The sequence below is a fragment of the Azorhizobium sp. AG788 genome, from assembly GCF_943371865.1.
Taxonomy (GTDB): Bacteria; Pseudomonadota; Alphaproteobacteria; order Rhizobiales; family Xanthobacteraceae; genus Azorhizobium.
Genome location: NZ_CALRWL010000026.1, coordinates 66,126 through 80,188 on the forward strand (window position 1 = coordinate 66,126; position 14,063 = coordinate 80,188).

Annotated in this window: 11 protein-coding genes; 6 read left to right on the forward strand and 5 right to left on the reverse strand. The window is 68.5% G+C overall.

What is annotated here, in order from left to right; genetic code table 11:
- The first annotated feature begins 114 nt into the window (after positions 1-114).
- Genes AAG816_RS15920 through AAG816_RS15930 form a run of 3 tightly spaced genes read left to right on the forward strand, consistent with a single transcriptional unit; the run spans position 115 to position 5,084 of the window.
- Positions 115-1,749 carry an efflux transporter outer membrane subunit gene (locus AAG816_RS15920; RefSeq protein WP_341990640.1) on the forward strand — a complete coding sequence of 545 codons (1,635 nt, stop codon included), beginning with the start codon at positions 115-117 and terminating at the stop codon, positions 1,747-1,749.
- Between the two features lies 1 nt (position 1,750).
- The gene (locus tag AAG816_RS15925) at positions 1,751-3,127 is read left to right on the forward strand and encodes an efflux RND transporter periplasmic adaptor subunit (RefSeq protein ID WP_341990641.1); all 1,377 of its coding nucleotides are present in this window, start codon (positions 1,751-1,753) and stop codon (positions 3,125-3,127) included.
- A 1-nt stretch (position 3,128) separates the two neighbouring features.
- Positions 3,129-5,084 (forward strand): MacB family efflux pump subunit, encoded by a 1,956-nt coding sequence (locus AAG816_RS15930; RefSeq protein WP_341990642.1) that lies wholly within the window; start codon positions 3,129-3,131, stop codon positions 5,082-5,084.
- 429 nt (positions 5,085-5,513) lie between these two features.
- On the opposite strand, the gene AAG816_RS15935 is transcribed toward AAG816_RS15930, so the two are convergent.
- Entirely contained in the window at positions 5,514-5,885 is a 372-nt protein-coding gene (locus AAG816_RS15935) for a hypothetical protein (RefSeq protein WP_341990643.1), read from the reverse strand.
- A gap of 4 nt (positions 5,886-5,889) precedes the next feature.
- Positions 5,890-6,534 (reverse strand): hypothetical protein, encoded by a 645-nt coding sequence (locus AAG816_RS15940; RefSeq protein ID WP_341990644.1) that lies wholly within the window; start codon positions 6,532-6,534, stop codon positions 5,890-5,892.
- A 222-nt stretch (positions 6,535-6,756) separates the two neighbouring features.
- On the opposite strand from AAG816_RS15940, the gene htpG reads away from it, so the two are divergent.
- Positions 6,757-8,664, forward strand: coding sequence for a molecular chaperone HtpG (gene htpG / locus AAG816_RS15945; protein ID WP_341990645.1), 1,908 nt, complete (start codon positions 6,757-6,759; stop codon positions 8,662-8,664).
- Between the two features lie 280 nt (positions 8,665-8,944).
- Positions 8,945-9,805 (forward strand): transglutaminase family protein, encoded by an 861-nt coding sequence (locus tag AAG816_RS15950; protein ID WP_341990646.1) that lies wholly within the window; start codon positions 8,945-8,947, stop codon positions 9,803-9,805.
- Between the two features lie 11 nt (positions 9,806-9,816).
- Here the strand turns inward: AAG816_RS15950 and AAG816_RS15955 are convergent, their stop codons facing one another.
- Positions 9,817-10,770 (reverse strand): aldo/keto reductase, encoded by a 954-nt coding sequence (locus AAG816_RS15955; protein WP_341990647.1) that lies wholly within the window; start codon positions 10,768-10,770, stop codon positions 9,817-9,819.
- Between the two features lie 201 nt (positions 10,771-10,971).
- Here AAG816_RS15955 and AAG816_RS15960 point away from each other — a divergent pair, with 201 nt between their 5' ends.
- Positions 10,972-11,790: a TetR/AcrR family transcriptional regulator gene (locus AAG816_RS15960; protein ID WP_341990648.1), complete on the forward strand. Its 819-nt coding sequence runs from the start codon at positions 10,972-10,974 to the stop codon at positions 11,788-11,790.
- 49 nt (positions 11,791-11,839) lie between these two features.
- Here the strand turns inward: AAG816_RS15960 and AAG816_RS15965 are convergent, their stop codons facing one another.
- Both AAG816_RS15965 and AAG816_RS15970 read right to left on the reverse strand, forming a co-directional pair.
- Complete coding sequence (locus tag AAG816_RS15965) at positions 11,840-13,477, reverse strand: ABC transporter substrate-binding protein (RefSeq protein ID WP_341990649.1); 1,638 nt, start codon at positions 13,475-13,477, stop codon at positions 11,840-11,842.
- 13 nt (positions 13,478-13,490) lie between these two features.
- A partial coding sequence (locus tag AAG816_RS15970) for an ABC transporter ATP-binding protein (RefSeq protein WP_341990650.1) occupies positions 13,491-14,063 on the reverse strand: 573 nt, incomplete at its 5' end.

Below are 14,063 nucleotides of genomic sequence, written 5' to 3' on the forward strand. Positions count from 1 at the left end.
TCCAGACAGACAGTTTGATTTCGGATCACGGGCTTGCCCCCGCGCCAAGCACGATGGCCCGCTGATGGTGGAACAGCGGCGTCATCGCGGTGCGAGCCCTCGCACAGGTGAGCGATGAGAATAGCGTTTCCACCCGGCCCGCACGCCGACCGCGCGCGGTCTTTCCCGTGTCGCCGCCGCACGCTGTCGCGCACCTTTGCGGGGGCGCGGACGTTTGCGGGCGGTCGCCTGCTGCTGGCGGCATTGGTGCTGGCCCCCGGGCTTGCGGGCTGCGTGGTCGGCCCCGACTATGCCCCGCCGCCCATGGCCATGCCGGCCCAGTTCGCTGCTGCCTCCAAGGCCCAGACCACCCATCCCGCCCAGCTCCAATCCTGGTGGCGACGCCTCAATGATCCGCTGCTGGATCGGCTGGTGAGCGAGGCGGTGGAGGGCAATCTGGATGTGGCCACCGCCAAGGCGAAGATCCGCCAGGCCCGCGCCACCCGCGCCGAGCAGGCCTCGGCCCTGTTCCCCACCGTCACCGGATCGGGCTCCATCACCCGTCAGCAGAATGCCACCACCGGCAGTTCCGGTACCGAGACCATCACCGTGGACACGGCCGGCGTCAGCGGCACCTCGACCCCCTACACCCAATGGACCGGCGGCTTCGATGCCAGCTGGGAGCTGGATCTGTTCGGCGCCAACCAGCGGTCGCTGGAGGCGGCGCAGCGGGGCGTGGAGGCGTCGCAGGAGCAGTTGCGCGATACGCTGGTGACGCTGATCGGCGATCTGACCTCTTATTATGTGCAGGCCCGCGGCTATCAGGCCCGCATCGACCTGGCCACCCGTACCGCCGCCTCGCAGCGCGAGACCGCTTCGCTCACCCAGCGCAAATATGACGCCGGCTCCGCCTCCGCCGTGGACGTGGCCAAGGCCACCGCCCAGGCGGCCAGCACCGAGGCGGATATTCCCACCTTGCGCATCAGCTACGCCCAGGCGGTGCATCGCCTCGGCATCCTGCTGGGCCGCGAGCCGGCGGCATTGGTGGCGCAGATGCGGCGCGGTGCGCCCATTCCCGCGCCGCGCCTGCCCATCGCCACCGGGGCGCCGGCGGATATCCTCACCGCGCGGCCCGATGTGCGCGCCGCCGAGCGGCAACTGGCCCAGGCCACCGCCAGCATCGGCAATGCCCAGGCGCAGCTCTATCCCGCGGTCAGCCTCACCGGAAGTCTGGCCACCAACGCCCTGCGGGCGGGGGACCTGGCCAAGGGCTCGACCATCAGCTGGTCGTTCGGGCCGTCTCTGTCGCTGCCGATCTTCAATGCCGGCAATCTGCAGGCGGCGGTGGACCTGTCCGCCGCGCAGCGCGACCAATATTATGTCGCGCTGAAATCCACCGTGCTCACCGCCCTGGAGGAGGTGGAGAACGCCTTGGTGGCGGTGGCCCAGGAGCGGATCCGGGCATCGCGCCTGTCTGAGGCCGCGGGCGCCTATGGCAACGCCGCGCGGCTCGCGCGCGCCCAATATCAGGCCGGCAGCACCACCTTCCTCGACGTGCTGGATGCGGAGCGCTCGCTCTACACCGCCCAGGATTCCCTGCTGCAAAGCCGGGTGCTGATCGCCACCGACTACATCGCCTTGCACAAAGCGCTGGGGGGCGGCTGGGACGGGGCGGTGAACAGCTCCAAGCCGGAAGTGATCGACGTGAACACCGGGCCGCACCTGCCGCCCGCGCCCGCGCTATCGGCCCTCTCGGGCAAGGAAGATTGAGATGCAAACCTCACGCATGGTGTCCATCGCGCCGCCGCCGCGCGCCGAGGAGCCGCTCCGCCAGGAGAGCCGGCCCGGCGCGCCCGTTCCAGCCGCTCCCGTCGATGCCCCTACCCACGACGCGCCCCGCCCCGGCGGCGGGCGCTCCGGCCCGCCCCGGAACAGTCGCCGCAAATGGTTCATCCTGCTGGCGTTGCTGGTGGTCCTGGTGGCGGGGGGCTGGGTCTATCGGCTCCAGACCGCCGCCCGTGCGGTGGACAGCTTCACCACCGCCCCGGTGGTGATCGGCGATGTGGAAGAAAGCGTGCTGGCCACCGGCATCCTCAAGCCCACCGCCTTCGTCGCCGTGGGCGCCCAGGCCTCGGGGCGCATCGTGTCCATGCAGGTGAAGCTGGGCCAGCGGGTGAAGGCGGGCGATCTCATCGCCGAGATCGATTCCCGCTCCCAGGAAAACACCCTGCGGACCAACGAGGCGAAGCTCGCCGACGCCCGGGCGCAGCGCGAGGAAAAGCTGGTGACGCTGAAATATGCCGAGCTGACGCTGGCGCGCCAGACCCGCATGCTGTCCCAGACCATCACCTCGCAGGCGGACTATGAAAACGCCGCCTCCACGGTGGGCACCACCAAGGCACAGATCGCGGCCCTGGACGCGCAGATTGCCGAGGCGGAAGTGGCGGTGAATGATGCCACGGTCAATCTTGGCTACACCCGCATCACCGCGCCCAGCGACGGCACCATCCTGGCGCTGGTGGCGCAGCAGGGCCAGACGGTGAACGCCACCCAGTCCGCCCCTACCATCGTGGTGATGGGGCAGGTGGACACCATGACCGTGCGCACGGAAATTTCCGAATCCGACGTGGTGAAGGTGAAGCCGGGGCAGGACGTCTATTTCACCATCATCGGCGAGCCCGACCGGCCATTGCGCGCCGTTCTGGGCTTTGTGGAGCCGGCGCCGGAATCGGTGAAGAGCGACAGCAGCTTCACCACTACCAGTTCGTCGTCGTCCTCGTCGTCATCCTCATCCAGCACCACGTCCGCCATCTATTACAACGGCGTGTTCGACGTGCCGAACCCGGACGGGCGCCTGCGCACCTATATGACCGCCGAGGTGCATATCGTGCTGGGCAATGCCAAGGGCGTGCTGACCATTCCCGCCGCCGCCCTCGGCCTGCCGGGGCCGAACGGCACCTATGCGGTGCAGGTGGCCCAGTCCGATGGCTCGATTGTTGAGCGCATGGTCACCATTGGTCTGAACGACAAGGCCACCGCCGAAGTGCGGTCCGGCCTGGCGGCGGGTGAGCGCGTGGTCACCGGCCGGCGCAATGCGAGCGCTGCCGCCCAGAAGGCGGGTGGCGGGCCGCCGCCGGGGGGAATGTGAGATGGGCGAGCCTCTGATTGTTCTCGACCAGGTCCGGCGCGAGTTTCCCTCCGGCGAGGGCACGCTGGTGGTGCTGAAGGACATCGACCTCACCATTGCCCAGGGCGAGATGGTGGCGATCGTGGGCGCGTCCGGATCGGGCAAGTCCACCTTGATGAACATTCTGGGCTGCCTGCACACGCCGTCCTCCGGCAGCTACCGGGTGGGCGGACGGGATGTCCTCAACCTGGAGCCGGACGAACTGGCCGGTCTGCGCCGCGAGCGTTTCGGCTTCATCTTCCAGCGCTACCATCTGCTGGCGGAGCTGCCGGCGGTGGACAATGTGGAGATCCCGGCGGTCTATGCGGGCGAGGACGCCGGCGCGCGGCATGAGCGCGCCGAGGCCCTGCTGGCCCGCCTCGGTCTGGCGGATCGCGCCGACCATCGGCCGGGCCAACTCTCCGGCGGGCAGCAGCAGCGCGTCTCCATTGCACGCGCCTTGATGAATGGCGCCGACATCATCCTCGCCGACGAACCCACCGGGGCGCTGGACCGCGCCAGCGGCGAGGAAGTGCTGCGCATCCTCGACGAACTGAATGCGGAGGGAAAGACGATCATCATCGTCACCCACGACATGGCGGTGGCCGGGCGGGCGCGGCGGATCGTGGAACTGAGCGACGGGGTGATCGTCTCCGATCGCCTCACCGGCAAGGCGCCGATCGCTGCGGTGACGCCGGTGCCGCGCATCCGCAAGCAGGCGTCGGCCTGGCGCAGCCTGTTCGACCGCTTGAGAGAAGCGGTGCGCATGGCGGTGCTGTCCATGCTGGCGCATCGGCTGCGCACCTTCCTCACCATGCTGGGCATCATCATCGGCATTGCCTCGGTGGTGTGCGTGGTGGCGCTGGGCACCGGCACCCAGCAGATGGTGCTGGCCAACATCAGCAATCTGGGCACCAACACGCTGGAAATCTTTCCCGGCAAGGATTTTGGCGACGTGCGCTCGGCCAAGATCCAGACCCTGGTGCTGGCGGATGCGCGCGCCCTGGCCACCCAGCCGTTCGCCGCGGCGGTGAGCCCCACCGTCTCCACTAGCACCACCGCGCGCTATGGCGCCAAGGAGGCGAGCGCGCTGGTGAATGGGGTCGATGAGAATTACTTCGCCGCCAAGGGCACCAAGCTGGCCGAAGGCCGGTTCTTCGATGCCGGCAGCGTGCGCGCGCGCACCCAGGAGGCGGTGATCGACGAGAATACCCGCAAGGCGCTGTTCACCAACGTGCCCGGCGGGGCGCTGGGCAAGGTGATCCTGGTGGGCGACGTGCCCTGCCGCGTGGTAGGGGTGACGCAGGCGCAGCAGGGCGGCTTCGGCTCCAGCTCGAACCTCTCGATCTATCTGCCCTATACCTCGGTGCAGACGCGCTTCCTCGGCACCAATACGCTGCGCTCCATCACCGTGAAGGTGAGCGACGAGGTGGACCCCAGCGTTGCGGAGGAAGCGCTGACGGCCATCCTGATGCAGCGCCACCGCACCAAGGATTTCTTCATCCTCAACACCGACGATATCCGCAAGACCATCACCAGCACCACCGAAATGCTGAAGCTGCTGGTGGCCGCCATCGCGGTGATTTCGCTGATCGTGGGCGGCATCGGGGTGATGAACATCATGCTGGTGTCGGTGTCCGAGCGCGTCGGCGAGATCGGCCTGCGCATGGCGGTGGGCGCCCGGCGCAGCGACATCCTGCAGCAATTCCTCATCGAGGCGGTGCTGGTGTGTTTCATCGGCGGGCTGGCCGGCATCGGCACCGCCTTGGGGCTGGGCGTCTTGGTGTCGTGGGCGGCGCCGGGGTTTGCCATGGTCTATTCGGCCACCTCGATCATCGCCGCCGTGGCGGTGTCCACGGCCATCGGCGTGGGGTTCGGCTATCTGCCGGCGCGCAGCGCCTCCTTCCTCGATCCGGTGGTGGCGCTGTCGCGGGATTGAGCCGGGAGCGGCTGTGCGCGCCGGACCGGATCGGCGCGACGCGGACGGTGCTGGCGTTGCGATGGATGGGAGGTGGGGCGCGGTCGCTTCTTGCCACGCATCTTGCCACGTGCCCCTGGAGCCCGCCGCCGGTGTGGACGGTGGTGCGGTGGGGCTGAGGGGCCGGGCAGACCACACGGGCAGGGGTTGCTGTCGCTCTCGGCCACGGCGTGGGGACTGGCGTGGGCACTTGGTACTGCGGTGCACGGGCCATGAGTCAAGCAGACGCCGCCCGCGGCGATCGCAGGGCGGCGTGAGCGGATCGGGGGCTTGCGGCTTTGCGGCGTCGGGATGGCGTCAGCCGGACCTCGGCGCCATCGCACCCGGCCATGTCCCGCAGGCGGCTGCGTTTTCGGTCAGCGTCCCGAGGCCGGACATTCCGGCCGCCGGTCAGCTTTGACGCGGCGGCTGCTGCTCAAGAGTGGTGAGAACGCCCAGCACTGCGTCGGCGCTGGCATAGGCGCTCTGCTTGGCGCAGCCGGTGGCATCGCCCCAGGTCAGGGATGGAAAGAGGGACTCATAGATCACCGCGGCAAGATCCTCGCGGGTCTGCATCATCCAATCGGGGCTGTCCTGATGGCCTTCGGCCGGCGCGCGGGCTTCGGCGCGCGATGCGTGATGCGGCGCCATGGCCATGGGGTCGTGGGGCGCGCTGGCCGCCGGGGCGGTCAACGCGCTCACCCATTGCCACAGATGGCGCAGGGGCCACAGGGGCAGGGGCGACGAGGGCATGGGGGACCGGTGCAAGGAGATCGTCTGCACGATGTCAGTTCCCCAGTGAAATCGCCCCGAGCACGGTCGTTTTGACCGAGGTGAAGGTATTGCCGGCGCCCGTCACCGCGCCATCGATCATGCGCTTGCCGCTGCCGGCGAGGGCGAGCGCCCCATCGACGGCGCCTTCCAGCATGCCGGCCTTGGGGGGCATGGGAGGCGCCATGGGGGCGGGCGGCACCAGGACATTCGGGGTGGCGGTCGGCCGTGCCGCGACCGGAGCCGGCGCGGCAGCCGGGGTCCAGCTGGCCAGGATCACCGGGTCGCGGCTGTCACAGGCGGTCTGGCAGCGATCAAACCGTTCCACGCCCTTGGGCAAGGTGGCGGCCACATTGCCCAGCTTGCTGCCGGACGGCGCGGTCGGCCGGGCCTTCGGCAGCGGAATGGGCGCCTCGGCTTCGGCGGTCACCGCCACCGGGGAAGGTTCGCGCTTGGGGGCGAGGTCGGAAAAATCGAAATTGAGCGAGGCGTTCACCGTGGCCGGCCGGCTGAGCGCGCTGCCGGTGGGCTCGGCTTCGCCGGGATAGAAATGCCCGAACACGGCGGCGCTGAGGGTCAAAGCGGTGCTCACGCTCACCCGCAACCCCATGATGCGCATGCGGGACATGGTGCTCGGGCCAAAAATCAGCGTGTGGCGCATGCTCAACTCCGTTTCGAATTCGCCGACCGTTAGACCCAAACTTATTGTCAGAAAGGTGATAATTTTTTGGTGTGTGGTTTCTCCGCAACGCTTTTTTGTAACGGGATATGTCCAGACCGGCGCGGGCGGGCGTTGCCGCTGCTGGCGGTCGGCCCTTGAAATCCCCGCGCGCTGCCGCCATGTGGTCGCGCGCACTGATTTTTGATCGGGATCTCCACTGTCATGACCACCGCCGAAGCCCCAGCCCCGCAAAGCCGCACCTTCGAGGCGGATGTCGCCAAGCTGCTGCACCTGATGGTGCACTCGGTCTATTCCGACAAGGACGTGTTCCTGCGCGAGCTGATCTCCAATGCCGCCGACGCCTGCGAGAAGCTGCGCTACGAGGCCATCACCGATTCGTCGTTGCTGGGCGATGATCCCAAGCCCCGCATCACCTTGCGCATCGATGCCGCCGAAGGCCGCCTCACGGTGGAGGACAATGGCATCGGCCTCAGCGCCGAGGAGATGATCGAGGCGCTCGGCACCATCGCCCGCTCCGGCACCAAGGCGTTCATGGAGCGCATCGAGGCGGCGCAGGCGGCCGAGGGCGCCCAGCTCATCGGCCAGTTCGGCGTCGGCTTCTATTCCGCTTTCATGGTGGCGGACCGGGTGGACGTGATTTCCCGCCGCGCCGGCAGCGATGTCGCCAGCCTGTGGTCCTCCGATGGCAAGGGCGCCTATACGGTGGGGCCCGTGGACGTGGCCGAGGCCCCCGCGCGGGGCACGCGGGTCATCCTGCACCTGTCCGAAGAGGGCAAGAGCTATGCCGACCGCCATACGCTGGAGCGCATCGTCAAGGCGCAGTCCGGCCACGTGCCGGTGCCGATCTTCATCGTCGAGACCCTTGAGGCCGAGCCGGAGGAGATTGCCGACGGCGTGGCGCTGTGGACCAAGCCGAAGGCCGACATCAGCGCCGAGGACTATGCGGACTTCTACCGCTCGGTGGCCGGCCAGTTCGACACCCCCGCGCTCACCGTGCATTTCCGCGCCGAGGGCCGGCATGAATATACGGCACTGGTGTTCGTGCCCGGCGCGCCGCCGTTCGATCTGTTCGATCCCGACCGCAAGGGCCGGGTGAAGCTCTATGTGAAGCGCGTCTTCATCACCGACGATGCGGAATTGCTGCCGCGCTATCTGCGCTTCGTGCGCGGCGTGGTGGACAGCGCCGACCTGCCGCTGAACCTGTCGCGGGAGATGCTCCAGGATAGCGCCATCCTCGGCGCCATCAAGAAGGGCGTCACCGGCCGCGTGCTCACCGAGCTGGACAAGCTCTCCCAGAATGATGCGGACGCTTATGCCGGCATCTGGGAGAATTTCGGCCCGGTGCTGAAGGAGGGCCTGTACGAGGATTATGAGCGCCGCGCGCAATTGCTCGGCCTCGCCCGCTTCAAGTCCACCACTTCGGGGACGGCGGCCGGCAGCGGCTGGCGCTCGCTGAAGGACTATGCGGCGGATCTGAAGGAAAACCAGACCGCCATCTATTACATCACCGGGGATCTGGCCCGCGTGGAGCATGCCCCGCAGCTGGAAGGCTTCCGCGCCCGTGGCGTGGAAGTGCTGCTGCTGCCGGACCAGGTGGACAGCTTCTGGGTCACCGCCGGGGTGGATTATGAGGGCAAGCCGTTCAAGTCCGTCACCCAGGGGGCGACCGACCTGACCTTGATCCCGCTCACCACCCCCGCCGAGACGCCCACTCCCGAGGCCGGCGAACAGACCGGCGACTTCATCGCCTTCGTCAAGCAGACCCTGGGCGAGGAGGTCTCCGACGTGCGCGCTTCCGACCGGCTGACCACCAGCGCCGTGTGCCTTGTGGCCCCCGAAACCGGCATGGATCGCCGCCTGGAGAAGCTGCTGGCGGGGGCCGGGCGCCTCGACATGGCGGTGAAGCCGATCCTGGAGATCAACCCGCGCCATGCCTTGGTGGCGGCGCTGGCGGCGGCGGACGCCTCCGACGCGGCCTTCCGCCTTGATGCGGCCCGGCTGCTCTATGATCAGGCACGGGTGCTGGATGGTGAGCAGCCCACCGATCCGGTGGCCTTCGCCGAGCGCCTGATGCGGGTGATGGAACGGGGCCTGAAGCCCGCCGCCTGACCTGCCGGACGCGCTCCATTCCCCTGCCCCGCGCCTGACGCGGGGCAGGCATTGGCTCAGCCGGCTGGCCACCGGCAGCCACGCCCCCTACAGCCTATGGGCAAAGAAGGCCTCGCCACCCCCGGCGCGGACGGCGTTTGCCAACGGGCATGCGGTTTGCATCGTTTCGGGGGCTCCGAGCGTTGTACGCTCACACAGCGCAAGCTGAGCGGCGCGGGTGGAGCGGCGGTGTCCGCTTCAAGACCGCGCGCCGCTTGGGCGCCAGGGGGAACTGTCGCGCATGTGGGTCAAGATCCACCACCGGACCACCTATTTCTACCACCAGCCGGTGATCCTGGGGCCGCATCGCCTGATGCTGCGCCCGCGCGAAAGCCGCGACCTGAAGCTGGTGTCGTGCGACGTGCTGGTGACGCCCGCCGCGACGGTGACCTGGGCGCAGGATGTGGCCGGCAATGCGGTGGCCACCGCCACCTTCGAGGGCCTGTCCGATACGCTGGTGATCGACAGCGTGGCCGAGCTGCATCTCTATGCCCCGGCCTGGCCGGTGTTTCCCATCGCCGCGTCGGCGCAGGCCTTTCCATTTCGCTATTCGGATGGCGAATGGGCGGACCTGGGCGCCCTGGCGACGCCGCAGTCGCCGGACGCCGATGGCCGGCTGCGGGCCTGGGCGCGCAGCTTCGTGCGCACCACGCCCACCGACACCCTGTCGCTGCTGAAGGATCTGAGCGCCGGTGTCTCCACCGCCGCGCAATATCAGAGCCGCGAGTATGAAGGCACCCAGACGCCGCTGGAAACCCTGGATCGGGGCTGGGGCTCGTGCCGGGATTTCGCGGTGCTGTTCGCCGAGGCGGCGCGCACGCTGGGGTTCGGCGCGCGCATCGTCTCGGGCTATCTGTCCAATCCCGCCGGCCGTTCGGTGGGCTCGGCGGATGCCGGCTCCACCCACGCCTGGGCGGAGGTCTATGTGCCCGGCGCCGGCTGGATCACCTTCGACCCCACCAATCGCAGCGTCGGCAGCGCCAATCTGATCCCGGTGGCGGTGGTGCGCGACATTCGCCAGGCCATTCCCGTGGCCGGCAGCTTCCTCGGCCCCAGCGATGCCTTCCACGAGATGCGGGTGGAGGTGGAGGTCACCTCCTGACGCCAGCGCCCTCAGGGCGCGCTGGCGTCGTCCAAGGTGGCGATGTTCGCCGCGGTCAGGGTGAGGTGCACCGCCTGCACGAGGCTGGCCAACTGAATGCGGTTGGTGGCGCTGGCGATGGGGGCGGTGACGCCGTCGCGGGCCATCAGCCAGGCCAGGGCCACTTCCGCCGGCTGGGCGCCATGGTCCGCCGCCACCCCATCCAGCGCATCGAGAATGCGCAGGCCGCGGGGGGTGAGATAGCTGCCCACCTTGCCGCCCCGGACGCTTTTGCCGAGGTCCGCCTCCGAGCGGTATTTGCCCGACAGGAAGCCCGCCGCCAGCCCATAATAGGGAATGACGCCGAGGCCCTCGCGCATGGCCAGGTCGCGCAGCGGGCCGTCATAGCTGGCGCGGTCGTAGAGATTGTATTGCGGTTGCAGGGTGGCATAGCGGGGCAGGCCGGCCTTCGCCGAGGTGGCCAGCGCCGCTTCCATCTGGGCGGCATCGAAGTTGGACGCGCCGATGGCCCGCACCTTGCCGGCCTTGATCAGATCCGCATAAGCGCCAAGCGTTTCCTCATCGGGCGTGTCCGGATCGGGGCGATGGGACTGGTAGAGATCGATATGGTCGGTCTGGAGGCGGCGCAGCGAATCCTCCACCGCCCGGGTGATCCAGCGGGCGGAAAGGCCGGTGCGGTCCCCGCCCAGGTCCATGCCCACCTTGGTGAACAGCAGCACCTTGTCGCGCTTGCCCGGATGGGCGGCCAGCCACTTGCCGATGATGGCCTCGGATTCGCCGCCGCTGTGGCCGGGTACCCAGATGGAATACATATCCGCGGTGTCGATGGCATTGAGGCCCGCGTCCACGAAGGCGTCCAGCAGGTCGAAGCTGTGCTTCTCATCCACCGTCCAGCCGAAGACATTGCCGCCGAACACCAAAGGCGCGATTTCCAGGCCGGTTTGGCCGAGGGGGCGTTTGTGCATGCGCGATCTCTCCCGTTCCTGGTCTTGTCGCATGTTTGCCGCCCGTCGGGGAGGCCCAGGCACCGGGCATGAGACGGGCAAATCGGGTCTTTCCGGCCTTCGCCCGTTGCCCCGGCGACCCCATCCTGCTTAAGTCCGCACCATCATCCGCGCCGGTTCGCGCCGGGCGCGCGACGTTGCCATATGGCCTTGAGGATCTGGATGCGTTCGCCTTCCAAGCCGTCCGCCCCCGCGACATCCGCCCCCACCGCGTGGGACAAGACGGCGGAGGCAACCGCCAAGCCGCGCCGCGCCGCGCCTTCGGCGGCGGACCGCGACGGCGAGCCGCGGCTTCGCATCTTCGCGGCGGCGGAGGCGGTGTTCGCCAAGCGCGGCTTCGATGCCGCCACCCTGCGCGAGATCACCGAGGCGGCCGGCGTCAATATCGCCGCGGTGAACTATTATTTCAGCTCCAAGGAAGAGCTGGTGCGCCAGGTGCTGGACCGGCGCATGACCCCTTATACCGCCGCCCGGTTGGCGGCGCTGGACGCCCGGCTGGCGGACGCGGACGGCGCGCCTTTGTCGGTGGCGGACCTCGTCGAGGTGATGGTGCGCCCCATCGTGGAACTGAGCCGCGACGAGGATGGCGGGCGCTCGCTGATCCGCCTGTTGCTGCAGGTGCGCGCCCGGCCCAGCGAGGACACCATCCGGGTGTTCATCGATCGGGTGGACCCGCTGGTGCATCGCTTCGTGGATGCGTTGCAGATGGCGGCGCCGCATCTGACGCGGGCGGACATCTATTGGCGCTACAATTTCGCCATCGGATCGGTGATGCAGGTTCTCGCCGATGCGGACCCCATCTCGTTCCGCCTGCGGCGCCAGTCGGATGGGGCGTGCGATACCACGGACGACGAGGCCATCGTGCGCGAGCTGGTGGCGTTCGTGACCGCCGGCTTCCTGGGCCCGGTGGCGCCGCCGCGGGCGATCAAGCCGTCGTCATCGCCCGCCGGCACGCACCGCATGCCCGCATCGGCCTCCTGAGGGGCGCGGCGCTGCCCGCTTTCGCGGGAGGCGCGCCGCGCCCGCCGGATCAGGCCGACAGCCAGACGTCGGCGAAGCTGCCGCGAATGCCTTCGGGCATGGCCATCACGTCATGCACCCTTTTGCTGAGGATGCAGGTGTAGTCGAGATCCAGCAGCGGCAGCAGCGGCAGATCGGTCATGGCCAGCTTCTGGAAGTCGTGGAACAGGCCCTTGCGCTTGGCCGGGTTGGTCTCCACCGCCGCCTCTTCCAGGATCTTGTCCATGGCCGGGCTGGCATAGCCCGAGGCATTCACGAACGGCGAGCCGACCCGCGCCGCCTTCGACCAGTAGAAGCGCTGCAAGCCCATGGAGGGATCGAAGATCGGCGCATAGAGGAACAGGTTCAGGTCGAAGTCGTAGTCGGTATAGATCAGCTTCATATAGGTCGGCAGATCGGACGAGCGGATGGTGACATCGATGCCCACCCGCTGCAGCGACTGCTTGACGAATTCTGCGCCGCGCAGATTCGCCTCGCCCAACGGGATCCAGTCGAGGCGCAGCTTCATGCGCATCTTGTCCGGCCCGCGCGGATAGCCGGCGGCATCCAGCAGCGCTTCGGCCTTCTTGGGGTCGAAGGGATAGGCGGGGGGATTGGCGAGGCGCAGGTCGCCGGCCTGATAGGGGATCGGGCTCGTGGCCGGCTTGCCGCTCTGGTACCACACCGCGCGGGCCATGGCCTCGCGATTGATGGACTGGAGGATGGCCTGGCGCACCTCCAGCTTGGCCAGATCCGGATTGCGCAGATTGACCTGGATCGCCTGGGCGTGCTGGAGCAGTTCCTCGCCGCGGGTCTCCACCTCGAACTTGGCATTGGCGCGGAACCGCGCCAGTTCGCTGTAGGGCACCGGGTTGGGGCCGGCCATCAGGATTTCGCCGGTCTCCAGCGCCGCCGCGCGCGAGCCGGCATCGTTGATGACCCGCATGACGATGCGGTCCAGATAGGGCCGCTTCTCAGACCAATAGCCGGGGAAGCGTTCCAGGGCGATATGGCTGCCGCGCTGCCATTCCACGAACTTGAACGGGCCGGTGCCGATGGGGGCATTGTTGGCCGGGTTCCGCAGCGGGTCGCCGTTTTCATAGATGTGCTTGGGCAGGATCGGGCTTTCGAACGCCGAGAGCGCGTTCATGGCCATGGGCGAGGGCTTGGAGAAGCGCATGATCGCCGTAAAAGCGTCCGGCGTCTCCACCGCGGTGAGATTGGCGAAGGTGCCACGGCCGCGCGGGTGGTTCGGCTTCAGCAACTGCATGAAGGAGAAGGCGACGTCGGCGGAGGTGAAGTCCGCGCCGTCATGCCATTTCACGCCCTTGCGCAAGGTGAAGGTGGCGGACAGGCCATCGGGGGCCAGGGTCCAGGCGGTGGCAAGGCGCGGCTGCGGCTGGAAGTCATAGCCATAGGCCACCAGGCCCTCGCTCATCTTGGAGGAGGCCAGCAGCACCTGGTCGGAGGTGGTGAAGGCGCACACCAGGGCGCTCGGATCGGGCCAGATCGCCATGGTCAGCGTGCCGCCGGCCTGGGCGGTCTCGGCGGCGAAAGCCTCGCCTGAGCGGCCGATCAGCAGGCTGGCGCCGGCCGCGCCGGCGGCGCCGAGAAAGGTGCGGCGGGTGACAGGGCCGAAGGCGAGCGGGGGGCTGCGGTCAAAGGTCATGGCACCCTCTGGGTCAGGCGATGGTGGGAGACAAGGATTCGGATCGGGTGTGGACGTGCGGCGGGTTCGCCGTCAAGCGGTCCACCGGGGCATGGGCGGCGCCGTCGGGCGTGACGGTGACCAGATGGCAGGCCACCGAGCGGCCGTCGGGCAGTTCGCGCAACGGCGGTTCGTCCACCGCGCAGCGCGGCTCGTGGAACGGGCAGCGGGTATGGAAGCGGCAGCCGGGCGGCGGCGCCGTGGGGCTGGGCATGTCGCCCTCGATGCGCAGATGCGGGCGATGGGCGCCGGACGGATCGGGGCTGGGATGGGCGGCGAGCAGGCCGGCGGTGTAGGGATGCAGCGGCTGCTTCCACACCCGGGCGCGATCGGACACTTCGACGATCTTGCCCAGATACATCACCAGGATGCGGTCGGCGATATAATGCACCACCGCCAGATCATGGGAGATGAAGAGATAGGACAGGCCCATCTCCTGCTGCAGCCGCACCATCAGATTGATGACCTGCGCCTGCACCGACACGTCGAGGGCCGAGACCGGCTCGTCGGCGACGATGAGGGCCGGGTTCAGGGCGAGGGCGCGGGC